General features: G+C 75.3%; 13 protein-coding genes and 1 riboswitch. Of the genes, 9 read left to right on the top strand and 4 right to left on the bottom strand.

What is annotated here, in order from left to right:
• Positions 1–17 precede the first annotated feature (17 nt).
• From ABT006_RS19395 to ABT006_RS19385, 3 genes are read right to left on the bottom strand one after another with little or no spacing between them, the layout of a single operon-like run.
• Positions 18–1,037 (bottom strand): hypothetical protein, encoded by a 1,020-nt coding sequence (locus tag ABT006_RS19395; protein ID WP_350708153.1) that lies wholly within the window; start codon positions 1,035–1,037, stop codon positions 18–20.
• The gene (locus ABT006_RS19390; protein ID WP_350708151.1) at positions 1,034–2,356 is read right to left on the bottom strand and encodes a hypothetical protein; all 1,323 of its coding nucleotides are present in this window, start codon (positions 2,354–2,356) and stop codon (positions 1,034–1,036) included. The genes ABT006_RS19395 and ABT006_RS19390 overlap by 4 nt, the downstream gene beginning before the upstream one ends.
• Complete coding sequence (locus ABT006_RS19385) at positions 2,356–11,934, bottom strand: DUF6603 domain-containing protein (RefSeq protein ID WP_350708149.1); 9,579 nt, start codon at positions 11,932–11,934, stop codon at positions 2,356–2,358. The genes ABT006_RS19390 and ABT006_RS19385 overlap by 1 nt, the downstream gene beginning before the upstream one ends.
• A 531-nt stretch (positions 11,935–12,465) precedes the next feature.
• On the opposite strand from ABT006_RS19385, the gene ABT006_RS19380 reads away from it, so the two are divergent.
• The 8 genes from ABT006_RS19380 (at position 12,466) to ABT006_RS19345 (ending at position 23,449) form a co-directional block, all read left to right on the top strand.
• Positions 12,466–12,591, top strand: a complete 126-nt coding sequence (locus tag ABT006_RS19380; protein ID WP_350679578.1) for a hypothetical protein — start codon at positions 12,466–12,468, stop codon at positions 12,589–12,591.
• Positions 12,592–12,593: 2 nt separating this feature from the next.
• Positions 12,594–13,454 carry a peptidoglycan-binding domain-containing protein gene (locus ABT006_RS19375; RefSeq protein ID WP_350708147.1) on the top strand — a complete coding sequence of 287 codons (861 nt, stop codon included), beginning with the start codon at positions 12,594–12,596 and terminating at the stop codon, positions 13,452–13,454.
• Between the two features lie 142 nt (positions 13,455–13,596).
• Positions 13,597–16,836, top strand: a complete 3,240-nt coding sequence (locus ABT006_RS19370) for a hypothetical protein (RefSeq protein ID WP_350708146.1) — start codon at positions 13,597–13,599, stop codon at positions 16,834–16,836.
• Between the two features lie 460 nt (positions 16,837–17,296).
• Positions 17,297–19,525 (top strand): proprotein convertase P-domain-containing protein, encoded by a 2,229-nt coding sequence (locus tag ABT006_RS19365; RefSeq protein WP_350708144.1) that lies wholly within the window; start codon positions 17,297–17,299, stop codon positions 19,523–19,525.
• A gap of 227 nt (positions 19,526–19,752) precedes the next feature.
• The gene (locus tag ABT006_RS19360; protein WP_350708143.1) at positions 19,753–20,445 is read left to right on the top strand and encodes an RraA family protein; all 693 of its coding nucleotides are present in this window, start codon (positions 19,753–19,755) and stop codon (positions 20,443–20,445) included.
• A gap of 198 nt (positions 20,446–20,643) precedes the next feature.
• Positions 20,644–20,755: riboswitch (SAM riboswitch) on the top strand.
• A 263-nt stretch (positions 20,756–21,018) separates the two neighbouring features.
• A complete protein-coding gene (locus ABT006_RS19355; RefSeq protein WP_350708141.1) occupies positions 21,019–21,888 on the top strand; it encodes an ABC transporter substrate-binding protein in 870 nt (289 codons plus the stop codon).
• A 41-nt stretch (positions 21,889–21,929) separates the two neighbouring features.
• On the top strand, positions 21,930–22,709 hold the full coding sequence (locus ABT006_RS19350) for an amino acid ABC transporter permease (protein ID WP_350708139.1): 780 nt from the start codon (positions 21,930–21,932) through the stop codon (positions 22,707–22,709).
• A 2-nt stretch (positions 22,710–22,711) separates the two neighbouring features.
• Positions 22,712–23,449 (top strand): amino acid ABC transporter ATP-binding protein, encoded by a 738-nt coding sequence (locus ABT006_RS19345; protein WP_350708358.1) that lies wholly within the window; start codon positions 22,712–22,714, stop codon positions 23,447–23,449.
• Between the two features lie 115 nt (positions 23,450–23,564).
• Here ABT006_RS19345 and ABT006_RS19340 read toward each other — a convergent pair whose 3' ends face one another.
• Entirely contained in the window at positions 23,565–24,140 is a 576-nt protein-coding gene (locus tag ABT006_RS19340; protein WP_350708137.1) for a class I SAM-dependent methyltransferase, read from the bottom strand.
• A 560-nt stretch (positions 24,141–24,700) separates the two neighbouring features.
• Between ABT006_RS19340 and ABT006_RS19335 the strand changes: the two genes are divergently transcribed.
• Complete coding sequence (locus ABT006_RS19335; RefSeq protein WP_350708135.1) at positions 24,701–25,831, top strand: peptidoglycan recognition protein family protein; 1,131 nt, start codon at positions 24,701–24,703, stop codon at positions 25,829–25,831.
• The last annotated feature ends 52 nt before the right edge of the window (positions 25,832–25,883 follow it).

Raw genomic sequence — 25,883 nt, 5'->3', positions numbered from 1 at the left:
GTCGGCGACGCCGAGGATCAGGTCGGCGGGGTGGAGGCGCCGAACCGCTGCCGCGACGGTGCCTGGAGCAGGGACAGCGCCACGGCGGCGCCGCCGCGCGGCCGGGGCAGGGGGCGGGCCTGGTCGAGGTTGCGGGCCAGGCCGGCGACGTCGACGACGCCGGGCACCGGGCCGGGCCGCATCGGCACGGCGACGCTGCCCAGGTCCGGTCCCGCGCCGTCGCGGATCGGCGCCCGCCAGCCCGTCCCGTCGGCTTCCAGGCCGAACTGCACGCTCTGCGGCGGTTCCTCCAGCCACACTAGGCGGGGGGCACCGCGGAACAACGCCACCAGCACCGACGGCGACAGCCGCTCCAGGCGCAGCAGCTCCACCACCAGGTCGGGTCGGGTGCGGGCCAGCTCGTCCGGGTCGACGCCCGGCCGCACCACGGCCTGGTCGTCGCTGGTCCAGGCGCGTACCTCCATGCCGGGCCAGCCGCTGACCAGGGACGAGCGGAGCAGGAACCCGGTGACCGGGACCGGCCCGGCCGCGGCGGTGAGGTCGCCTGCGGCCCGTGCCTCGGCGAGCAGGTCGGCGGCGACCGGTATCGACATGCGGGTGCGCTGCACCTCCCGCACCAGCGGCAGCTGCTCGGTCACTGCGGCGGTGACCTGCGGCAGCAACGTCTGGGTGCCGGCGCGTTCCCGGCTGCCGTCGCCACCGACGGCGAGCGCCCCCGCCCGCAGCCGCTCCAGCCAGCCGCCGTCGAGGCGGAAGAACCGGATGGACTCCGGCGGCAACAGGCGCGCGTCGGGCACGAGGTAGCGGAACGGCAGGTCGTGCAGCAGGCTCCAGCGGGCCAGCACGTGCTCGACGTACGGGGGCAGCGGCGGCGCGTCGGCGGTCGTCGCCGCGACGGGCCCGGCGACCGCGGTGGCGGCACGCGCGGCGGCGGCCAGGGTGCGGGCCCGCGGCGCGGCGGGGTCGGCGGGCGGGCCGACCAGCGCGCCGAGCCGCTCGGCGAGCAGCCGGCCGCCGGCGGACAGGTGGGTCGTCACGTCGGTTCTCCTTCCGGGCGCAACTGGCGCGGGATGACGCTGGAGCCACCCGGGTGCGCCTGCCACAGGTCGGCGCGGGCGGTGCGGGACAGCAGCCGCTGCGCGAACGTCTCACCGAGGGCGGCGAGGGGGTCGGCGCCGTCGGCGCCCACCGTGGCGGCACGCCGCAGGTCGGGCCCGCCGGCGGCCACCGTGGCGCGGCGCACGGCGGTGCCGGAGGCGGCGTACGAGCGGGCGCTGTCCTCGCGCAGGCCCGCCGCGCTGCCGGCTCGGGCCGCGTCGTCGGCGGCGCGGTGCCAGGCGACCACCTCGCGGATGAACCGGCCGTCGGCGGCGGCGAGGAGCCGGCCCAGCTCGAACGCGGCGGCGCCCGTCACGTCGGCCGGCCCGGCGGGCAGCGGGTCGGGCGCCGCACCGAGCAGCGGCGGGCGGTAGCCCATGGTGGCCGGCGTGCCGTCGCGGCGGGTGGCGGCCAGCGCGAGCGCCCCGTCGGCGTCCACCAGCGGGGGCTGCCCGGCCGGCGGGGCGCCGAACCCGCCGAGGTCGAGGTGCGCGGCGACGTGCTCGAAGGTGCCGCCGGCGGTGCTCGTCACGAACGGCCAGGACGCCAGCACGAGCAACGTGGGCACGCTGGTCAGGTTGGTCGCCCAGACGTCGTCACGGGCCTCCAGCGACACCAGGCAGGCCGTGTACGGCGTGGGCGTGGCCCCGCCCAGCGGCAGCCGGTTGGCGGTGACCACGGCGAACCAGCCGTCGTCGTCGCTGCCGGCCAGCGCGGTGTCCGCGACGTTGACCTGACGGACGTGGGTGAGCAGCCCGATGTCGGTGCGGCTGGGCAGCAGCGCCCGGAACGTGGCCAGGTCCTTCGCCCGCAGCCCGACGACGGCCCGGTTGCCGTCGACCGGCTCGATGCCATTGAGGCGGGTGAACACCGCCTCGCCGACGACCGAACGCAGCGTCCCGGTCGTCAGGCTCGCCTCGTCGGACCGGACGACCAGCAGCGCCAGCCAGGGGGTGCCGTCGCCGAGCCGCCGCTCCCACGGCAGGGCCCGGCGGCCGAGGACCACGTGCGGCAGTCGGTCGCCGAACGCGCCCACCGCGTCCCGGGGCGGGTGCTGCCCGGCGACCTCGGTGGCGTCGAGGGCGAGCCGCGGCGCGCCGACCTGCACGTGGGTGGCGTGCTCGGGTGGCGATGTCTTCGGGGTGCCCCGGTCCGTCACCTCCAGCCTGCTCGTGAACCGGTAGAGGCCGGCGGTGAGCGACGGCGTCACCGTGTCGTGCAGCCGGATCGAGCCTGGCGCGACGGGGGTCTCCGTCATCATGCCTCCGTTTCGTCGTCGAAGGCGACGAACGCCGCCGCTGGTGCCGGGGCCGCCGGCTCGGTTGCCTCGGCGACCGCGGTACGCGCCGCCGACGGGGCGGCGACACCCGGGCGGCGGGGCACCGTCGCGGGTCTGGTGACCCGGGCGAGTTCCCGCCGGGCGGCGGTGCAGTCGGTGTCGACGGCGTGGTCCGGGGTGCCGATCACGGCGGCGACCCGCCAGCCGTCCCCCGCCACGACCTGCACCGAGATCGCCTCGGCGCCCCGCTCCGCGTCGACCGTCAGGAGGATGCGGTGGGGTTGGTCGTCGTCGGGGGCGTCCTCCCGGCTGCTCACCCGTACCCCGTCGAGTTCGATGCGGACGTCGGCGAGGCTGGCGGCGGCGGACACCGGTTCCAGGGACACCACGACCGCGCGGGTCGTGGCGGGCAGGGTGGTGACCAGGCCGTCGACGGCGGCGGAGAGGAGCGCCGCGGGCACCGGCACGTGCTCGCCGGCCTGGCGGTAGCGGGCCGGCGGATGCCACGGGTGCGGCAGCAGGACGGTGGCGCCCGGGGCGACGAGCACGCCGTCGGTGACGGGGACCAGCGGCGTGTCGGCGGCCCAGCCGGCGGCGGTGTCGGCCGCCGGGGTCACCACCGCGCGGGCGGCGTCGGCGGGCACCCGGGCGCCCGCCCGGGCCGGGCCGTCGCTGAGCGGCGCGCCGGTGCCGGTGAAGGTGACCAGCCGCAGCGGCGTGGGCCCCTCGTCGAGGCGCAGCCGCAGCCCGCCGGCGCCCGTGGTGTCCCAGACCTGGGTGCCGCCCACCGGCAGGGCCGCGCCGCTGTCGTGCCCGGCGCGGGCCCGGGCGGCGGCGCGGAACTCCGCCCGTGCCGCGCCCCGGTGCTGGTCGGCGGAGACGGTCGCGCGCAGCCTCGGCCCGGCCGGCGCCGCCACGGCGTGGCGGGCCGCGGTCACGGCGGTCTCGGACGAGTCGGTGGTGCGCCGCAGGCGCAGCACCGACGGCGCCGGCGCGGCGGCGACGGGGACCGACAGCGGCAGGTGTCGCTGTGTCTCCTCCTCGATCATCGTGGCCAGGGCCACGTCCGGCAGCACGCCGGTGGCCTCGGAGACGGTGACCGGGGCGGCCAGGCCCACCGACGACAGGGCCCGGACCATGGTGGGGGTGGCGCCGCCGTTCGCCGTGCCGGCGAGGGCGCTGTCCCACAGGCCGGCCGGGAATCCGGTGCTGGCGGTGGACGGCCGCAGCGACCGGATCTGGGCGGTGGGCACGGCGACCCAGGTGGTGCCGACGCGCTGTTCGACCGTGACGACCATGGTCGCGCGGGTTCTGCCCATGTTCCTTCCGGCGGGGACGACGTCGACCTCCCGCCCGTCGGTGCGGTCGTCGGCGCGACCGCTGCCGGTCAGCCGCCATCCGTACAGCGGCATCAGCGACTCCACCCGGACCGCGAACTCCGGCGCCACGGACCACGGGCGTTCGAGGGTGCCGTCGGGGCGGCTGCCCACCGCCGGCGGCAGGGTGCCGGCGGTGACGGTGCCGCTGGTCGCCGGGCGGGCCGCGTCACCGCCGCCGAGGTACTTGACGGTGACCTGGTTCCAGTCGAGGAACGGCTGCTGCTGCGCCCTGCCGAACTTGACGGTGACCGAGGCGATGGCCAGGTCGACCGTGACGGTGCCGTGCAGCGGCGGGCCCTGGATGCGTACCCGGGCGCCGAGGGAGACGCTGACGTTGATCCGCGCGCAGGCGAAGAAGCACACCTTGATGGTGAAGCGCGCGCCGACGCTGACGCTGGCGGTGATGTCGTAGGTCAGCGGGTCCCACCGCAGGTACACGTCGAGGGCGGCGACGAACCAGACCCGCACCGGTGAGCGGTCGTACGAGGCCTCCAGGCGACCGCCGAGCATCACCGCCGACGGGGTGAGGGTGAAGTACGCCTCGCCCTTGACCACCACGCCGCCGCCGACGGACCAGTGGAACCCGACCCGGGGCACGTCCGGGTAGTGCGCCGGCTTGTTGAACCGGGGGTGGTAGCCGCCGATGGAGAGCAGCACCTCCGGCCGGTCGAACCACACCACGAAGGCGAACCCGCCGGTGACCTGGCAGTCGCGGCTGAGCAGCCACGAGTTGCGGGTCAGCGCCGCCCGGACGGACAGCACCTTGTCCACGGTGCTGTACCGGGCGGCCAGGGCCAGCTCCAGGTTGACCACCGCGGCCTGCGCGTCGGGCAGCGCCATCCGCATGAGGCCGAGCAGGCCGACCTCCAGTCCCCGGTCGGCGGAGACGTAGGCCAGGGCGGTGGTGTGCAGCAGTTGGAAGGTGGAGAACTTCACCCCGGCGGCGAGCCAGAACGCGCCCCGGGCCGGCGGGATGTCCCTGGACATCCGCGCCAGTGCGCCCATCGGGCCGCCGGAGCCCCCGAAGCCGCCCTCGTCGATGGCCTTCACCAGGGGGAAGGCGGGCACGCCCTGCGGGTCGCGGGGCACCATCAGCCGGCGGTTGTAGCCGGCGCCGCCGGCGAGGCCCAGGACGTACAGGTAGGGCGGGCCGCCGAGCGGGAACCCGACGGAGAGGAACACGAACAGCGAGGTGTACTCGCCGAGGTCGTCGCGGGGTCGGGCGTACGAGCCGACCGCGGTCAGGCCGCGCCCGGCCAGGTCGACCGAGAGCATGCCGTCGTACTGCACGCCGTTGGCGCCGGTGACCTTGACCAGCCCGCCCGCGACCGACACCCCGGGCGAGGTGAACGACACCGACAGGCCGGCCAGGTCCACCTCCCAGGCGCTGAGGTCGGTGGGGTTGCGCAGCGGCACCAGCAGCGACAGGTCGTCGACGTCAAGGGTGAGCCCGGCGACGGCGACCCCGCCGTCGACGGACACCCCGACCTTGCCCGGCCCCGAGGTGGCCGCCTTGTACAGCAGCGCCAGCTCCGCGATGTGCAGCGGACCGTAGCTCCGGTTGATCTCGAACCGGGCCTCGGCCTTCCCGCCGAACAGCACCAGCCACCGGCCGCCGCCGCGGGCGACCAGCACGTCCAGGGGCGGGTTCGCCGGGGCGGCGTCGCCGCCGCCGCCGGTCTGCAGCAGCGACGCCGCGACCGGGTTGGACCCGCCCCCGCCGGGGGCCATCGGGAACCCCAGCCCGTCGAGCATGACGGCCCCGTCGACCACGGTCGGCCGGTCCAGTGCCGCCGGGCCGGTCAGCGGCAGGTCGGCGCGGACGTGGGCGCCGACGGCGCCGAGGCGGAATCCGCCGGTCTCGACCAGCGCCCTGCCGGACGCGGCGGCGGCCACCCGGATGCCCAGCCCGCCCAGCCGCAGCACCGGCCGCAGCTGCGGCGCGGCGGGGGTGGTGAGGTCGAGCAGCAGCAGGCCGACGCCCCGGCCGGCCTGCCCCCACCCGGCGTCGACGGTGTCGGGCAGCCCGAAGCGCAGCTGCACGGCGGTGTCGCCGGCGGGCAGGGCCAGCTCGCCGCGCAGCACGAGGCCGTAGCGGGCGCCGTCGGTGACCACGGACAGGGTCAGCCCGCCCGGCACCGGCACGGGCACCCCGGTGACGGCGTCGAGGGCGCCGCGCAGCAGCCCGACCGGGGCGGGCAGGGCGGGAGCCATCCGCATCCCGTCCGGGGAGTCCACGGCCACGCCGGCGCTCGTGAGGATCTGCGCGGCGGTGCGCCCGCCGGACCACAGGGGCCGGCGCAGCCACGGCTCGGCCGCGCGCAGGGCGAGGGTGCCGGCCATCGGCACGACCAGCCGCTGCGCGAGCTGCGCCAGCTCGGCCGGCCCGGGCAGCCGCACCACCGGCGCGAGCTGGACGCCCAGCTCACCGGTGCCGGCGTCGTCGCTGCCGAGCAGGCCGAGCCGCACGGCCAGCCCCGCCGCCGTGGCCTGCGCCGACAGCCGGGCGCGCAGGGTCACCCCGAGCCCCGTGTCGACGTACGCGCGGGCGGCCAGCGACGCGGTCACGGTGGAGTCGGCGTAGCCGACGGCGATGTCGGCGGTGACCGCGCCGGCGGTGAGGCCCTGCACGGACAGGCCGAGTTCCGGCCGATCGGCGGCCAGGTCGGTACGCAGTTCGACGGTGCCGTCGAGCACCGCGACCCGGACCAGCACCTCTCCCGGGGTGGCCGGTCGCGGCACCTGGGCGTCACCCAGGACGCGGCGCAGCAGCGCCACGACGGCGGGCGCGGCGACCGTGCCGGCGCTGGCGAGGGCCCCGGTGGACAGGTCCCGTACGAGGTCGGCGAGCGCGCCGGTGCGGGCGGCGAACCCGTGCGGCGCCGCCTCCGGGTCGTAGACGCCGAGCGCCGTGGCGACGTCGAGCACGTCGTCGAGGACGGCGGGGTGCGGGTCGCGGGCGCCGATGCCGTCGACGAGCCGGTCGAGGATCTCCGGCAGCAGCCGCGCCCCGGCGGCCTCCACCAGCGTGTCCAGGCCGCTCACCGCCGGCAGCAGGGTGACCGTGGCGCCCAGCGCGGCCGGGGTGACGGCCACGGACAGGCCCGAGGCGTCGGCGCCCAGCCGCAGGTCGAGCGCGCCCCAGTCGCCGGGCAGCGGCAGGTGCAGGGTCAGCTCGCCGCCCGGCTGCACCTGCCGGGCGGCGTCGACGTCCAGCCGCAGCGCGAGGTCCAGGGTGGCCGTGCCGGCGTCGTCGGTCCACAGCACGATCGGGTCGGCGGCGCCGACCAGCAGCCGCAGCGCCCGGTCCTCGGCGGTGCCGACGTCGAGCAGGTCGACGGTGACGCCGCCGGGCAGGGTGAGGGCGTGCGCGGGGTCGGCGGCCAGGCCCAGCGGGGCCGCGGCCAGGCGCAGCAGGCCGGCCAGCGGCGCGGCCTGCGGCGGCGCGCCGGGCGTACCGGCGAAGGTGCGCTGCAGCCAGGCGGCCGGGTCGGTCAGCAGCCCGTCGAGGGAGGCCACCCGCAGGTCCTCGCCGGTCAGCTGTTCGAGCAGGACGCCGAGCGCCCCGCCGCCGAGCAGCCGCGGCAGCAGCGGCGCGAGCCGGGCGGGCAGGTCCGGGGCCGCCGGCGACAACCCGACCGGCCCGGGCAGCCACGGCGCGGTCAGCGACACCGCGCCGGCGGTCCGGGTGAGGGTGACGCCGCCGACCGCGAGCGCGGCCTGCATCCGCGGGGTGGGGTCGGCCAGCGCCACGGTCGAGGAGCCGGTGAGGGTGACGCCGTGGCCGAGCCGCAGCCCGGTGCCGGTGGTGCGGGCGGTGAGCCGCCACGGCTGGGCCTCCAGCACCAGCTCGACCGGCAGCCCGGCGAGGCGGCGCCGCCAGGGACCGCCGCCGGCGGCGGTGTCCCGGACCAGGCCGAGGAGCCCGGCGGCCCGGTCGACCAACGCGGGCAGCCGGGGCGCCAGCCAACCGGTGGCGTCGGTGCGCAGCGCGGCGACCGCGTCGGCGAGCACGGCGGCCGGCCGGCCGGGCGCGGCGCGGTGGATGACGCCGAGGGCGGCGAGTTCGTTCAGCAGCCGGGTCAGCCGGCCGTTGGCGGCGGCCACCCGGTCGAGTTCCTGCACCAGGGCGTCGAGCAGCTCCGGCGACCGGGGGTCGGCCAGGTCGACGGCGGCGGCCGACTCGCCGCGCAGGGCGGCGTCGTGCAGCACCACGTCGACGCCGGTGACGGGGCCGGCGGCGCCGGCCCGCACGGTGGCGCGGACGGTGAGGGCGCGGACCCGGGCGGGCCTCGGGGCGCCGGTGCCGGGCCCGCCGAGCAGCCACCCGTCGGGGCGGGCGACGCGGACGCGTACCTGCGCCGACGAGAGGTCGGCCGGCGCCCCCGGGTCCAGCGCCACCGTGCCGAGCCCGAGGCGTACGTCGACGTCGACGTCGGGGTCGCCGGCCGCCGGGGCGCCCAGGTCGAGGGCGAGCCGCAGGGCGGCGACCGCGTGGGTGGGCGGTGCGGCCGGTCCGGCCTCCTCGACGGTGTGCGTGGTCAGCGCGGCGACGAGCGCCGCCCGCAGGTCACCCGCTCCCCCACTGCCGTCGACGTCGCCGAGGCTGCCGTGCAGCGCGAGCGCGGGCACACCGCGCAGGTCGACGGGTGTGCCGAGCCAGCGGGCGAACGCGGCGGCGGGCAGCGGGCAGGGGCGGGCCTGCGCGCCGGGCTCCCCGGCGGCGTACCCGTCGAGCAGGCGGCGCTGGAGGCGCAGGGCGGCGTCGAGCAGTGGCGCGGACGGCAGGCCGGTCGGGGCCAGCACGCCGGCCAGCCGCACCCCCTCGGCCACCGTCGGGGCGTCCAGCGGCAGCAGGGCGCCGTCGAACGTGGTGCCGACGGTGACGAGGCCGAGCACCTGCGTGGGGACGGTCGCGGCGAGTTGCCGGGCGACCAGGCCCAGGTAGGAGTGTCCGACCAGGATCGTGCGTACGCCGGGCCGCACCGTCCGCACCGAGTCCTGGACGTGCCGCAGCGCGGCGAGCGCGGTGGCGGCGGGGAGGGTGCCGTCGTCGGCGAGGTCCACCACGTACCAGTGGGCGGCGGGCAGCGTGCCGAGGTCTACCAGGTCGGGTGGGGTGCCGGGGACCCGCAGGTCCACGGTGGCGACCTGGTCGGGCGCGACGTCGCCGAGCAGGTCGGCCCAGGGCCGTGGCCCGGCCAGCGGCGGCGCGAGCAGCAGCACCGCCCAGTCGTCGCCGGCGGCGGCCGTGCGGGCGGCGATCTCGTCGCGGAGCTGGGCGACTGCCGCCGGCGCGGTGGTGAGGGTGTCGTGGGTGGCGGCGACCGGGGTGCCGGTGCGCCAGCCGGTCTCGGCCGGCAGGGCGGTGCCGGCGGGGACCAGTCCGTCGCCCTCGGTGAGCACGCCGGCCAGCGCTCCGAGCGCCGCCGCGGCGCGGGTGGCGTCGACGCCGTCGAGCACGTCGGCGATCTCCGGCAGGTACGCCCCGGCGGCCTCGGCCGCCGCGATCACGTCGGCGCCGGTGACCGGGATCGGGTCGGCTTCCTCCGAAGCGTCGTCGTCGGCGTCAGCGCCGGCGAACCGGTCGACCAGCGGCGCGATCGCCCACTGCGCGGGCGGGCCCTGCGGCTCCAGCCAGGCGAGGACCTCCACCGCGTCGTCGCCGGCGCGGTGGACCGGCACCCGCCAGGGCGCCGCCTCGGTGCCGCCGCCGGAGACGGGCAGGTCGACCTGTGGCAGGTCCTGGCCGGGCAGGGTGGGCAGCCGGTCGGTCAGCGCGGCCTGCAGCAGCCGCAGCAGCGCCACCAGGTACGGCGTCCCGTCGTCGGTGCGGGCGTCCTCGTCGCGGGCCAGGTCGGCGAGCCACCGGCGCAGCGCGGCGGCGGGGTCGGCCAGCAGCGACGACAGGTCGGCCGGGTCCGGGGGCAGCAGCGGCGGCATCCCGGCCAGCGGGCCGGTGGTGCCCGGCCCGGCGATGCCGACCAGCGCCAGCAGGTCGCGGGCGGTGGGACCGGCCCACGACTCGGCGACCCGGGCGAGCAGGCCACGGGCGGCGCCCCACAGCGCGGCGGGGTCGACGCCGAGGCCGAGGTCGGGCAGGGCGGGGTCGATCGGGCCGGCGGGCGGCAGGGTGAGGTCGCCCAGCAGGTGGGGCACCCTGTCGACGGTGACGGCGAGGTCGTCGACGGTCGCGGTGACCGCCACCGGCGACCCGAGCGACCAGGCCACGTCGAGGCGGACGCCGCCGGTGGAGACGCGTACCGGCGCGCCGACGGCCAGGGCCGGCGGGTCGAAGACGGCGGTGGCGGTGACCCCGCCGAGCCAGGCCGGACCGGTCGCCCCGTCGAGCGGGATCGAGGCCACCGCCGCGCGGACGTCCACCCGCCAGGGCAGGGTCGCGTCGAGGTGGGCGCCGCCGCGCAGGGCGAGCCCGAGCTCGACGACGGGCGCGGCGGCGGTGCCGGAGTCCCACAGGACGAGGTCCAGCGCCACGGGGGCGCCCGGCGCGGCGGCGAGCGCGTCCACCGGGACCCGCCACGGGTCGGCCGGGGTGCCGGCGCCGGTCACCACCGGCGTGGCGGTGCCCGCGAGCCGGGCGACGTCGCGCAGCACGCCGGGCCAGCCGTCGGGTGTCCGGCGCAGCTGCCGGTAGTAGGCGGCCAGCGCGCGGGTCGGCGCGGTGGTGAGCAGTCCGAGGTCGACCCCGGGGGTGGTGCCCAGCCCGAGCAGGCGCCGCAGCGCGGCGACCGGGCCGGCGGCGGGGCCGAGCCCGGTCTCGATGGCCTCCTCCAGCAGCGACTGCGCGGCGGAGGTCAGCGACCGGGCGTCGGTCAGGTCGACCAGGTCGAGGTGGTGCGGGTCGTCGCCGATGGCGACGGTGACGTCGCGCAGTTCCAGCAGCGGGGTGATCGTGCCGCTGGCCGCCCGGTAGCGCAGGCCCGCGCGCAGCCCGCCGACCTGCACGGCACCGGCCGGCTCGCCGGCGGCCGGGTAGAGCCGACCGCCGTGGGCGGGCGCGGCGACGAGCACGTCGAGGCGTTCGAAGAGCGTGACCGGGGCCGACCCCGTCAACGGCACCACCAGCAGGACGGCGTCGCCGCGTACGGCCGCGTCGAGCGTGCCGTCGCCGGTGTAGGTGACCCGGGCGCCGACCACGAGGGCGCCGGCGCCGGTGGCGGGGTCGGTGCGGACGGCCACGGTGAGGTCGACCGACGGCGGGCCGGCCAGCACCGGGATCAGCAGCGGGTCGGCGTCGGTGGGCAGGTCGGTGCGCTTGGACTCGTCGGCGCCGAGCAGGCCGGCGACCGAGTCGAGCCAGCCGACCAGGCCGGGCGCGCCGTCCGGGGTCCGCGCGGCGACCAGCGCGGCCAACCAGGACCGGAAGGCCGCCGGGTCGGTGGCGAGGTCGCCCAGGGGCAGCGGCACCAGGCCCGGGGCCAGGCCCAGCAGGCCGGGCAGGTTGGCCGCAACCAGTCGCACCGGTGCGGGCACGCCGTCGCCCACCTCGGCCAGGACGTAGCGCAGCAGCGCGGTGACGAGCAGGGCCAGCTGCGAGCTGCCGGCGGCCGGGTCCAGCACGAGCGGCTCGGTGGCGCCGGGCAGGCCCCGGACGGTGACGGTGACGCGGCTCAGCGCCTCGTCGGGCGGGGCGACCAGCAGGACGGCCGCCTCCACGCTGGCGCCGGTGTCGCCGAGGGGCGCCCGCGCGCGCAGCCGGATCGGGTGTTCCCTGCTGGCGGCGACGGGGGTGACGGTGCCGGCGGACGCCACGAGCAGGTCGAGCCGCGCGGTGACGGCGGGGCCGCCGGCGACCGGCCCGGCCTCGGCCTCGATCGCCAGGGTCAGCGGGGCGGACGCCGCCAGCCCGGCGCGCTCGACGACCAGGTAGACCTGGCCCTTGCCGTCCTGCTCCAGCAGTGGCACGTGCCGGGCGACCCGGTCGGGCCGGCCGGCGGCCTCGGTCGCGAAGCGCGGCCGGGCCGAGGGCAGCAGCCCGTCGATCGCGCGCACCAGCGCGGCGCGCTGCACGTCGCTGGCGACCAGCTTGCCGACCCGCGTCCACGGGTCGGCGAAGAACTCCTCGACCAGCCGGACGCCGCCGCCGGACGGGGCGAGCAGCCCGAGCGCGATGCCGAGGTCCTCGACCTCGGCGGGAATGCCGTCAACGTTGATCATGGGCCCACCCACCCCATTTGTCCCCCCTTGGTTCCCGCCCTCCTCAGTAGATTCGGCGCGGGAGTTCCCGGAGGCTACGGAGGAGCGACCCCGAAACTCTGTCGCCCTTCGGACGTTGCCGACCGTGCCGTCGCCGAGACGGTCCGAAGCGTCAGGCCGCGCTCGCCCGTTGCGGCACGCGGCTTCCCCGCCCGGCCGACCGGGTCAACGACTCGGTCGGCCGGCGGCTGACCGATCGATCAGTCACACGCGTTCCCCGGCACTGGAACGCCTGGCCGGAGTGGACACGTTCGACGACCGTCGACCGTCGTCCGGCGGCGGTGACCGACCGGTCGGTCAGTCGTGATGCCAATAGGCGACTCTCCCCTTGCCGGCCCGCCGCCGCGATCCCGAAGGTTGCCCACGAGAACGTCAGTCACCCGCCGTCGACCCGTGGCGGCGACGCCCGTGCCGCGCACCGCGACGCGCGACGCGGCCGGGCCAACCGGATCCGGCCGGCAGGGTGACGATTCGGAAGAGGGGGGACCACTGGTGGACACCGCCAGCATCGACGCCGAGTACCTGGTGGCCACGTTCGAGGAGGACGACGACCCGGAGCAGCTGATCGGCGACGCCGTCGACTACGACCTGCTCGCGGCGCTGGCAGAGGAGGAGTGACGATGGGCGTGCACCTGGCCCCGACGCTGCGCGTGCTGCGTGAGGAGATCAACACCCGCTGGCCGCACCGGGACAAGGCCTCCGACGGCTGGATCGGCGACGCGGCCCACCAGGCCCGCAAGTCCGACCACAACCCGGACGCCGACGACCGCTCGGTCAACGCGGCGGACTTCGACATCGACGGGATCGACCCGTTGCTGGTCGTCCGGCACTGCATCGAGCACCCGTCCACCCAGTACGTGATCTACAACCGGCTGATCTGGAGCCGTACCCGCGACTTCCGGCCCGCGCGCTACACCGGATCCAACCCGCACACCAAGCACCTGCACGTCAGCGTCAGCCACGCCCGGGCCCTGGAGGACAGCCTGCGCCCGTGGGGCGTCGCCACGGCCCGGGCCGCCAAGCTCGGCGACCGGGTCCTGCGGGCGGGCTGCAAGGGCAGCGACGTGCGGGAGTTGCAGACCCTCGCCAACCGGCTGGGCGCCCGCCTCACCGCCGACGGCGTGTTCGGGCCGAAGACCACCGCCTGGGTCCGGACCTTCCAGAAGTCGAAGAAGCTGACGGTCGACGCCGTCGTCGGACCGAAGACACTGACCGCTCTCCGCAGCGCCACCAGGCCACCCGCGCCGCAGCCGGCAGGCCGGGCCCCGGGGTCGCGCACCGTCCGGGTCGGCAGCACCGGCGAGGACGTGGCGTACGTCAAGCGGTTCGTCGGCGCGCGGCGGTGCGGACCACCGGGCACCCGCTTCGACGCGAAGACCGAGGCGGGGGTCCGCTGGTACCAGCGGATGCGGGGGCTCACCGACGACGGCATCGTCGGCCGGCTCACCTGGGCCGAGATGGGCGTACGCGTCACCTACTGATTCGCGGCGCGGGACCGGGTCGCCCCGGTCCCGCGCCCGTACCGAGCCGCCCCGGGTCGTGCCGACGACCCGGGGCGCGCAATCGATGACCGGAATGTCCGTGGTGTGGCGCGGTCGCCGCGCCGGCGGGGCGGGGGAGTCCATGACCCAGAGCTTGAGCGAAGAGGGCGTACGCGGGGCCGTCCTGGCGACCGTGGGCACGCGGCGGCCGGCCCCGGTGGCCGTCACCCAGAGCCCGACCAGCCGCGTGCCGCACGACCTGCTGCTCGCGGAGCTGCACGACGCCGTCGACGACCTCGTCCCGTACGCGCAGGAGCTGAAGCCGGCGCGCCGCCGGCTGTGGGCCATGCTGAATCCGGCGGCCGGCGCGCCGGCGCCCACCGCGCGGGCGATGGCGCGCCGGGTCCGGGGCGTGGAGATGGCCTGGGCGGTGACCGTGGCGCTCGGCCCGGCCCTGCGCCAACTGGCCGACCTCGCCCGGCCGGGCCAGTACCTCCCCCCGTTCGAGCCACGGCTGCGCGGCTACCTCCACAAGGCCCGCGAGGCGTACTGCGCCGCGATCACCGAGGCGCTCGACGCCGCGCCGCCGTACCGGGTCGAGGCCCGGCAGAACGAGGGCGACCGGCTGGTCGGGGAGTTCTCGAAGACGATGCCGCTGCTCTACCTGACCGACCGCATGGGTCTGGAGGCCGTGATCGGGCAGCTCGCCGACCAGGTCACCGGCCTCGTCGCCCTGCGGGCGGAGCGGGAGGACGACGCCCTTCCCGGACGGGCCGCGGACGCCGAGACCGGCGTCGCCATGACCTCCCCCGGGCAGGAGTGGTTCCTGCGCCGCCGCCTCCTGGCCGACCTGTACGCGGTACGCGCCTACCCCTTCCGCGACTACCTGCAGCCGTACCTGCGGTTCAGCCAGAGGTTGCGCACCATCAGCCTGACGGTGCAGATCCTGGCCACCCGGGAACGGCTGTCGTGGCTCGCCGACCAACCGGTGCTGCCCAGCGCGGCGACGGAACGGGTGGACGGGTACGTGGTCGAACTCGCGGCGGCCCTCACCCATGTGGAACAGAGCTTCCTGCTGCACAAGAACGGCGCGTACGTCGAGGCGGCGGAACGGCACCGGCTCGCCGTCGCGGTACTGGCCACCGTCACCGGCCGACCCGGGTTCAAGGCCGACCTCGACGACATCGCCGACACCATCGAACTGCAGAAGACCGTCAAGGCGATCGCGGCCGGGGTGGCGATCGGCGTGGCCACGGCGATCACCGCAGGGGCGGCCGGCGCCGCCGCCGGCGCGGTGCTGGAGACCGTCATCGGCAGCGGCACGGTGCTCGGCTCGATCGCCGTCTCGGCGGGCGTGGTCGCCACCCGGCTGATGTGGGAGACGCTCGTCGCCCGTGGCGCGTCCGAGCTGCTGCTGGGGCCGGAGTCCATCACGGCGACGTCGTTCCAGGAGGACCTCGCGTGGCAGGCGTTGCAGGCCGCCGTCGTCCGTGTCGTGCTCTGCGGCTCCGGGGACATCTTCAAGGCGGTGGCCCGGTCCGGTGACCGGGCCGAGCAGGTCGCCCGGCTCGTGGTCGAGCAGATCACCACCTTCGGGTTCGGCGAGGCGCAGCACCTGATCCGCACCGGGGAGCTGCGCGGCCTGCGCGACAGCGTGGTGGCCGCGGTGCAGCAGGCCGCCACCACGGGCGCCGTCATGGTCGGCGGGCTGATGGCGAGGTCGTTCCTCGACCGGCTCGGCGCGGCCCGCGGGGCGCTCACCGTCGACGGCGAGCGCCGGCTGCAGGAGCTGGAGGCCGAGCGCGCGCAGGTCGCCCAGGACTTCGAGGCCGTCCGCAACGGCACGGCCGGCCCGGAACAGTTCCGGGCGTGGGCGACCCGCGCGGCGCAGGCCTGGAACGGGCTGGTCGCCCTCGTCGACGGGCTGCCGCCCGGGGCGGAACGCGACGCGGCGCTGCTCCGGCTCACCGCCGCCAAGGGCGAGATCGAGCTGCGCCTCGCCGAGGCCGGGATCAGCGTCTCGCTGACCTGGCCGGACGCCGTACCGACCTTCGAGGGACTGCTGCCGGGCCTGGTGGTCTTCAGCGACGACGCCCGGCCGGTGCTCGACGCCGCCTACCCGCCCGGCACCCGGCGGCCCACCGACCTCCCCGACGCCGTGCTCGTGTCCGGCTCCGGCGGCCGGCGCCTGCTCCTGCTGCCCGAGGGCGACCTGCCGGCGCGGGCCGCGACGCCGGAACGGCTGGTCCACGTGCCCGAGGCGAGCATGCGGCCCGGGCCGTCACCCGAGCCGGTGGTGCTGCCCGGCGCGGCGACCGTGGGCCTGGAGCGCCTCCAGGCCGCCTTCGGCCCCGACAAGGTGGCGAAGATCCTCGCGCAGGCGGCCAAGGGACGGGAGTCGTTCCTGCGTCTGCTCGCGCACCCGGACCTGGCCGGTGTCGGCGCCGTCCAGTCCCGCTCGACCGCCCTGTACGGGCTCGCGTCGCATCCCGCGTCGATCGCGTTCGGGCGGCAGTGGGGTCCGCTGCTGGTGCTGCGGCTGCGCAAGCGGCTCGGCACGGCGCAGGTCGACGACGGGCTCGGCCGGGCCGGCACCCTGCTGGAGCAGGCCCCGGCGGGTGACCGCCCGGCGCTCGTCGCCCGGCTGATGTCGCTGACCAGCCAGCAGCTGCGCCGGGAACTGGCACTCGCTCCCCCGCTGCGCCCGCCACGCCGCAAGATCACGCCGGAGAACCTGGGCGTCGACCGGGCCCACCCCAGTTGGCGGGTCCTGGCCGACGAGGTGGCCCGGGACTTCCCCGCGCTCACCCCGGACCAGCGCCGGGCGATGACCGACTGCCTGCAGGTCATCGAGGTCGCCGAGGCCGGCGAGTTCGACGCGTACCGGCCGCAGACCAGGATCGCGCTCGTCGACTCGTTCGAGAAGATGATGGTCGACGGGCAGATCCGGGTGCCGGATCTGACCATCGTCGCCAACCGCATGCGCGGCCGGCTCGCCGAGCACGTCTTCCTCGGTCCGCTGCCCGTCCTGCAGCAGACGATGTGGTTCCTCGGCGCGCGGATCGACACCTGGCTGACCGGCCGGTCCAACCTGGACGGGCACTGGGTGGCCGGCGACGTGCCGGGGTTCCTCGAGCTGAAGTCCGACGCGATCCACCTCCAGAGCGCCGCGGAGCAGCAGGCGACGGCCCGGCAGTACCTGCGCGACGCGCTCGGGGACTTCGAGAACATCCCGGCGGGCTCGCAGTACCACCTCTGGTTCATCCGGGACCCGGGGCCGGACGGGCGGCGGCGGATGCTCGACATCCTCCTGCCGCCGGGCGGCCCGATCGCGGGGGTGCACTTCGGGCCGGAGCCGCCGCCGGGCGTGCCGCAGCGGTGACCGCCGCAGCGCGACACCACGGCCGCCGATCCGACCGGAGCGTCAGCGACCGGGATCGACACCCGGACTCCCGGCCCGGGCGATCCCCCCGACGAGGTCGTTGACGCGGGCGGGGCCAGGCGCCTCGGCACCGCCGGCGACTGCGGCCCCTGGCCGGACGGCGAGCGTCTGATCGCGCCGCGGCCGTCGGGTGACCCGGTCCCGGGCCCTCGCACGCCTTCGCACCTTGTCCGGCGACGTACTCGACGAGTGGGACGCCACCCTCGACCGATGACGAAAAAACAGGCGTGTCGGCACGGCAAGTCCTTCACATCCGCGTGGAATCAGCAGGAAACGCGGAAATTCTTTCATCTATACATTCGAATGCATCGCCGTCTAGCATCACCTCCGACCAGATCGACATTCCCGGATCTCTGCATCACCCCCCGCACGGGATCCGGCGTCAGGAGAGGGACGACCGATGACACTCCCCCGCCTGTCCAGGCGCCACTGGCGTCTGGGCGTCGCAACAGCCGCGGTCACCGCCGCGGTGGCGTTCGGCACCCCAGCGACCGCCGCTCCCGCCGAGGGGCAGATCCTCCAGGCCGGCGGCGCCACCGCGGTCTCCGGCTCGTACATCGTGGTGTTCAAGGACACCGCGGTGACCCGGGCCGAGGTCACGGGCAACGCCCGCGCCCTGGCCGGCCGGCACGACGGCACCGTCGCCCGGACCTTCCAGCACACGGTGCGCGGGTTCGAGGCCCGGATGTCCGCCGCGCAGGCCCGGCGGTTGGCCGCCGACCCGTCGGTGAAGTACGTCCAGCAGAACCACGTCGTGCGGATCTCCGGCACGCAGAGCCCCACCCCGTCATGGGGCCTGGACCGCAGTGACCAGCGCGACCTGCCGTTGAACAACTCCTACACCTACCCGAACGGCGGCTCCGGCGTCCGGGCGTACATCATCGACACCGGCATCCGGTTCTCGCACAGCGACTTCGGTGGCCGCGCGGTCACCGGTTTCGACTCGGTCGACGGCGGCTCGGCCGACGACTGCAACGGCCACGGCACCCACGTCGCGGGCACCGTGGGCGGCACCGCGTACGGCATGGCCAAGAACGCCACCCTGGTCGGCGTCCGGGTCCTCGACTGCGGGGGCAGTGGCACGTACGCCGGGGTGATCGCCGGCATCGACTGGGTCACCGGCGACCACGACCCCGGCGAGCTGGCGGTGGCCAACATGAGCCTCGGCGGCGGCAAGGACCAGGCCGTCAACGACGCGGTGACCGCCTCCATCGCCGACGGCGTCAGCTACGCCATCGCGGCCGGCAACGACTACTCCGCCGACGCCTGCGGTGTCTCGCCGGCCAGCACCCCCAACGCGATCACCGTGGGGGCGACGACCAGCACCGACGCCCGGGCCGACTACTCCAACATCGGCACCTGCCTGGACATCTTCGCCCCGGGCTCGTCGATCACCTCGGCGTGGCACACCGGCGACAGCGCCACCAACACCATCAGCGGCACGTCGATGGCCACCCCGCACGTGGCCGGCGCGGCCGCGTTGGTCCTCGCCGCCAACCCGTCGTACACCCCGCAGCAGGTCCGCGACAAGCTCGTCAACGACGCGACCAACGGCAAGGTCACCAACCCGGGCACCGGCTCACCGAACAAGCTGCTCTACATCGGCAACATCAGCACGCCGACGCAGGACTTCGCCATGTCGGTGTCGCCGACCTCCGGAACGGTCAACCCGGGCAGCTCGGTCACCGCGACCGTCGGCACCACCACCACGGTCGGCGGCGCGCAGAACGTGACGTTCTCCGCCAGCGGCCTGCCCGCCGGGGCCACGGCGAGCTTCAGCCCGTCGTCGGTCACCTCCGGCAACTCCGCCACGATGACCATCTCCACCACCGGCACCACCGCGCCGGGCACCTACGCGGTCACCGTCACCGGCACCGGCACGGTCACCACCCAGACCGCGTCGTACACGTTGACGGTCAACGGGCCGCCCGGCTGCTCGCAGACCAACGGCACCGACGTCAGCATCGGCGACAACACCACGGTGGAAAGCTCGATCACCATCAGCGGCTGCTCCGGCAACGCCTCCGCCACCAGCACCGTCGCCGTGAACATCGTCCACACCTACATCGGTGACCTCGTCGTCAGCCTCATCGCCCCCGACGGCACCGCCTACACCCTGCACAACCGCACCGGCAGCTCGACCGACAACATCAACCAGACCTACACCGTCAACCTCTCCAGCGAGGCCGCCAACGGCACCTGGAAGCTGCGGGTGCAGGACGCCGCCTCCGGCGACACCGGCTACCTCAACACCTGGACGCTCAACCTGGTCGGCGGGACGCCCCCGGGCTGCACCGGCACGAACGGCACCGATGTCAACATCGGCGACAACACCACGGTGGAAAGCTCGATCACCATCAGCGGCTGCTCCGGCAACGCCTCCGCCACCAGCACCGTCGCCGTGAACATCGTCCACACCTACATCGGTGACCTCGTCGTCAGCCTCATCGCCCCCGACGGCACCGCCTACACCCTGCACAACCGCACCGGCGGCTCGACCGACAACATCAACCAGACCTACACCGTCGACCTCTCCTCCGAGGCCCGTAACGGCACCTGGAAGCTGCGGGTGCGGGACGCCGCCTCCGGCGACACCGGCTACCTCAACACCTGGACGCTGACGCTCTAGCGGCAACGGCGCCACCAGCGCACCCCCACACCGGGGCCCCGGCTGAACTCCAGCCGGGGCCCCGACATCCGTTGCCGACCCGCGCGGCATGGCCTTCGCCGGCGCCAGGCGCTCGCCCTTCCGGCCGCCGTCGGCCGGGCCAGCGGGTCCGGATTGGACCTGGCCGCCGCGCGGGCCGGCTCTCCTACGATGACCGTCCACGCCTCGGACACCGCCGGGAGGACCCCATGCCGGAGCGTTTCGCCGACCTCTCCACGCCGCTGATCGCCGACGCCTGCGTACGGCTGGGCGTGCCACCGCGCGCGGCGCCGGCCGGGATCCGGGCGGTCGTCCCCGGCCACCGCCTCGCCGGGCGGGTGCTGCCGGTGCGCCACCACGGCAGCGTCGACGTGTTCCTGGAGGCGTACGCGGGCGCGGCCCCGGGGGACGTGCTGGTGATCGACAACGGCGGCCGGTCGGACGAGGCGTGCGTCGGCGACCTGGTGGTGCTGGAGGGGGCCGCGGCCGGCGTCGCCGGAGTCGTGGTGTGGGGCCTGCACCGGGACACGCCCGAGCTGGTGGAGATCGGCCTGCCCGTGTTCAGCTATGGCAGCCTGCCGCTGGGCCCGGACCGCCTCGACGAGCGGGAGCCGGAGACGCTCGCCAGCGCCCGGATCGGGCCGCACCTGGTGAGCGCCGACGACCTCGTCATCGCCGACGACGACGGCGTGCTCTTCGTCCCCGCCGCGAACGCCGCGGAGGTGTTGGCGGCGGCGCAGCGGATCCGGGACGTCGAGCGGGTCCAGGCGCGGCGGATCCGCGCCGGCGAGACGCTGCGCGAGCAGACCGGGTTCGCCGACTACCTCGCCTGCCGCGCCACCGACCCCGGCTACACCTTCCGGCAGCACCTGCGGCGCGTGGGCGGCGCGATCGAGGAGTGACCGCCCGGAACCGGGCCCGCAGGTGCGGCCCGGGTTGGGCGCGGGTTCGCCACCGGGCTCGGCGTCGGGGGCGGCCTCGGTTCGCCCCCGGGTCGCCGCCTGGGTCGGCACCGTCTCCGCTCGCGCCGGGCGGCGCCACGTGAGGGTGGTCATAGCGGCTGGACGCGCCACCACCGGGAGCTGCTAGCCTCGTCGGCAGGTCATGAGCGCCAGCGTCAAGCCCCGGCTCGCTGGCCGGCAACCCTCGTCCGCGCAGGGGTGCCCCGGGTGAAGACCAGGCACCGGAGCAGCTTCGGTGCAAGCGTGGCCTGGTTCCCAGGTCAGCAACGACCGAGGAGAGCCATGTCCTTCCGCATCTGCGTACCGACGGTCCCCGCCGCGGCCCCGCCGCCGTTGACCCGGCGCCGCCACGTCGACATGATGCGGGTCTGCAGCGCCTCGTGTCGCCCCGGCGACCCGCGCTAGCCACGCACCAGACCCCCTTCCCAGGACCACCCCAGCGGTACGCCCACCGGGCGCACCGCCGGCGACGCACGCCCGTGCCCGCCGCCGGAGACCCTTTCGGAGACACCTGTGCGATTCCTTCCCGCCCTCACCCGCGCCGCCGCCCTCGGCGTCGCCGCCGTCCTCGCCGCCACCGCCCTGACCGCCTGCGGCGACGACGCGTCCGAGGCGACCGACAACCCGTACAACCTGCTCCAGCCGGGGGTGCTGCGCACCGGCACGCTCACCGACGCCCCGCCGAACGTCTACCTCAAGGACGGCAAGTTCACCGGCTTCGACAACGACCTGCTCACTGCGGTCGCCGCGAAGGTCGGCCTGAAGGTCGAGTTCGTCGGGACGGACTTCTCCGCGCTGCTCTCGCAGGTCAACAACCGCAAGTTCGACGTCGGCAGCTCCTCGATCACCATCACCGAGGCCCGCAAGAAGACCGTCGACTTCGGCAACGGCTACGATTTCGGCTACTTCGGGCTCGACGTGCCGGCCAATTCGTCGATCACCGGTTTCGACCAGCTCGCCGGCAAGCGGGTCGTGGTCGTGCAGGGCACCGTCCAGGACGACTACGCCACCGGCGAGGGCCTCGACCCGGTCCGGGTGCCCGACTACAACGGCGCGATCAACCAGCTCAAGGCCGGCACCGCCGACGCCTGGATCGCGCCCGCCGAGATCGGCGACAAGTCGGCCGCCGACAGCAACGGCAAGATCAAGGTGGCGGGGAAGCTGCTCAGCCCGGCCCCGACGGCGTACGCGTTCGCCAAGGGCAACGACAAGCTGCGCGAGGCGCTGAACAAGGGCCTCGACGAGGTGATCGCCGACGGCACGTGGAGCCGCCTGCAGGCCCAGTACTACCCGGGCCGCCCGATCCCCGCCGACTTCAAGCCGGGCAGCGGCACGGTCGCGGTGCCGTCCGCGCCGGCGGCGTCGGCTTCGGCCGCTTCCTGACACGTACGGACGACGAGCGAGCGGGACGGTAGGAGAACACGATGGATCCGTTGAGCACCCTGTGGGAGACCTTCTTCGACTGGGACTCCATGCGCGAGGCGCTGCCCGAGATGCTGACGGTCGGGCTGCCCAACACGCTGATCCTCGCGATCTCCGCCGCCCTGCTCGGCTCGGTGCTGGGTATGGGGCTGGCCGTCGCCGGCATTTCGCGTACCCGATGGTTGCGCTGGCCGGCGCGGGTCTACACCGACGTGTTCCGCGGCCTGCCGGCCGCGGCGACCATCCTGCTCATCGGCGTCGGTCTGGCGCCGCTGGGCATGGAGGTGTGGGGCCCCAACCCGTATCCCCTGGGCATCCTGGCGCTGTCGCTGATCGCGGCGGCCTACATCGGCGAGATCTTCCGCTCCGGCATCCAGTCGGTGGAGGCCGCCCAGCTCGAGGGGGCCCGGGCGCTGGGCCTGTCCTGGGGCGAGGCGATGCGCCTGGTGATCGTGCCGCAGGGCATCCGCCGGGTGCTGCCGGCCTGGGTGAACCAGCTGATCGCGCTGATCAAGGACTCCAGCCTGGTCTACTTCCTCGGCCTGCTGGCCAGCCAGCGGGAGCTGTTCCGGATCGGGCAGGACTACGCGGCGAACACCGGCAACCAGTCGGCGCTGCTGCTGGCCGGCCTGTTCTACCTGGCGCTGACCGTGCCGCTGACCCACGTCGTGAACTGGATCGACCGGCGGCTGCGGCACGGCCGGCAGGCCGCCGCGCCCGCCGACGCCGACGACGACCTCGACCTGGCGCTGCCGGGCGCGGCGGGAGGAAACCAGCGATGAGCATCGACACGACGACCTCGGTGAGCCTGAGCGTCCGCGACGTGCACCTGGCCTTCGGGTCGCACCGGGTGCTGCGCGGCGTGGACCTGGACGTCGCGCGGGGCGCGACGGCCTGCGTGATCGGCCCGTCCGGCTCGGGCAAGTCCACGCTTCTGCGCGCCATCAACCGGCTCATCGAGCCCGACCGGGGCGACGTGCTGCTCGACGGGCGCAGCGTGCTGGGCGACGACCCGGATGCCCTGCGGCAGCGGGTCGGCATGGTCTTCCAGCAGTTCAACCTCTTCCCGCACATGAGCGTGCTGCGCAACATCACCCTCGCGCTGCGCCGGATCAGGAAGCTTGGTGAGGACGAGGCGGTGGCGGTCGCCCGCGACCACCTGGAGCTGGTGGGGCTCGCGGCCAAGGCCGACGCCCGGCCGGCGCACCTGTCGGGCGGGCAGCAGCAGCGGGTCGCGATCGCCCGCGCGCTGGCGTTGCGGCCGCAGGTGATGCTCTTCGACGAGGCGACCTCGGCTCTGGACCCGGAGCTGGTCAAGGGGGTGCTGGGGCTGATGGCCGAGCTGTCCGCCGGCGGCATGACGATGGTGGTGGTCACCCACGAGATGGGCTTCGCCCGCGAGGTCGCCGACACCGTCGCGTTCATGGATCGCGGCGTGGTGCTGGAGGCCGGCGAGCCGGCCGCGATCTTCGAGGGGGCGGAGCACCCCCGGCTGCGCCGCTTCCTCTCCCAGGTGCTCTGACCCCGCAACAGCCGCCCGGGGCACAGCTGTTTCAACCTGACTGGTGCGGCTCTTCGACGAGTGGAACGACAAGGTCGCGGAGGCGGGGAGGCTGTAGTTGGGAGGGGCCCGGCTCTCAAGCGGGCGTGCCGAACTGCAGCCAGACGCGGACCCGCTCGGTGACCTGGTCGCGCCCTCCGAGGGCGTCGCGGACCTCGGCGGCGAACGCGGACCGGCCCTGTGTAGAGGGCAGCCGGTCGGCCGACAAGGCGGAGTGCCCGAGCAGCCGCTCCAGACATTCGCGCAGTGCCCCAGACCATTCGGCGTCCTGCAACCACAGCGGCGCGCCATTGGTGACCACGGCTACGCCGCCGCCGGCACGCAGCAGCGGCCGGGCGGCCCTGAACAGCGTGTCGCGGTCCATGAGATGGATAGCGACAGCGACGGTCAGCGCGCCGATCGTCCGTTCGCCGAGTAGCCGGCCCAGCGCGGGCAGGTCACTGTCAGCACCGAGCAGCCACGTGGCGTTGGCTCGTGCAACGTTGAGAGCGGCCTGGCGGGCCAAGGTCAGCATGTCCGGCTCCGGGTCCACGCCGATGACGGCCCCCACCCGGGCGGCGAGCGGGAGGCTCAACTGACCGGTGCCGCGACCGAGGTCGACCACCGTGTCTGCGGCGCCGAGGCCGAACGCCCCGACGAGGGCGTCGAGCACCTCGGGCGGGTAACCGCGCCGGTGCCTCGCGTATTACGTCGCTACCTCACCGCTAAAGCCCGTTCCCACTCCGACAGCCTGCCCACAGCAGATGGCGGAAAGCGAGCGATTCTGCTCAGGGCATGGACCACGTCACCTACCAGAAGCTTCGCCTATCTTCGACGATCAAGCACGCCACCGATCGAGCGGTTGTCCTTCCCGCCCGCTCAGGTTGAAAACAGCTCCGTGCCACATCGGACGCTGGTCCACGCCGCCGACGGGCCCCTACCGGTCTCCGTTCCCGGTGACGCCACGTGGCAGTCCCCCGCTCCCGGCGGTCCGAGCAGCCGGCTCGTCCACCGGCCGGACCTCCGCTGCCGGAAACCCGACGACCCACGGCCACCTGCGCGTCGCTGCCCGTGATTCCCACCTCGGCACGGGCCGTCTCTCCGGACGACCGGTCGACTCCTTATTGACCTGCGGCGGAGGTCTGGGCAATATCTTCCACAACACAGGCGGCCACTGGAGTTTCCTTTCACGCACCCCCTTCCCACCCCCGACCCGGCCGCACAGGAGATGCCATGCACCTCGACCACTCCGAACTGGACCGTCGGACCCTGCTGCGGGCCGGCCTCGGCGCCGCCACGGTCGCGGTCGTCGGAAGCGAACTCGCCTTCCCGGCCGCCGCGCAGGCGGACCCCGGCGCCGACCTGGACTGGATCTACAGCTGCGACGAGTGGGGCGCGCGTCCGCCGGCGGACCCGCTGTCGGTCAGCGCCATCCCCACCAACAAGATCATCGTGCACCACATGGCGTTCCCGAACGTCACCGACTACTCCGAGGCGCAGGCGATCAAGCTGGCCCGCGACTGCCAGAACCTGCACATGGACGGCAACCGCTGGTCCGACACCGGCCAGCACTTCACCGTCAGCCGCGGTGGATACGTCATGGAGGGACGCCGGGGCAGCCTGGAGCGGCTGCAGGCCGGCGACCGGCAGATGATCTCGGCGCACTGCCCGGGCGAGAACGGCCGGGCGATCGGCATCGAGAACGAGGGCACGTACGTCACCGAGACGCCGCCGGAGGCGTTGCTGGACTCGCTGGTCAAGCTCTGCACGACCATCTGCCGGCAGTACGGCCTGCACGCCCACGACATCTTCGGGCACTGGGACTTCCGCACCACGCTGTGCCCCGGCGCGGCCTTCTACCGGCAGTTCCCCGTCCTGCGCCGCCGGGTGTTCGAGGCGCTCGGCACCGACCTGGCGGACGTGCCGGCCCGCCGCTGGCCGGACCTGTGGCGGTTCGTCGGCTCGCCGTCGGTGCGGGTCGTGCAGTACCTGCTGGCCCACCGCGGCTACACCGTGCCGGTCAACAGCGTCTTCGACGCCGCCACCGTCGCGGCCGTGCAGGACTGGCAGTACCGCAACGGCATCCCGGTCGACGTCGACGCCACCCTCACCGCGCCGACCTGGGAGACGCTGGCGCCGGAGCTCGACAAGGACGCCACCGGCATCCCGGTCAGCGCCGCCCAGTTCATGCTCAACTTCAAGGGGTGGGCGGACGTCGCCGTCACCGGCGAGTACGACCACGCCACCAAGAAGGCCGTCCAGGACCTCCAGGCGCTGCACGGCCTGCCCCGCAACGGCAAGCTGACCACCAACACGTGGTGCGTCCTCGTCGGCGGCGTCGTGCGCCACTCCTTCCGGCACTGACCGCCCGCGGCCCGTGGGACGGCCTCCCGCTCCCACGGGCCGCGGAACGCGG

It is taken from the genome of Micromonospora sp. NPDC002717 (genome assembly GCF_040295705.1).
GTDB lineage: Bacteria > Actinomycetota > Actinomycetes > Mycobacteriales > Micromonosporaceae > Micromonospora.
Note: the sequence above shows the minus strand (reverse complement) of the source record. Positions and strands in the feature narration are given on the sequence as shown.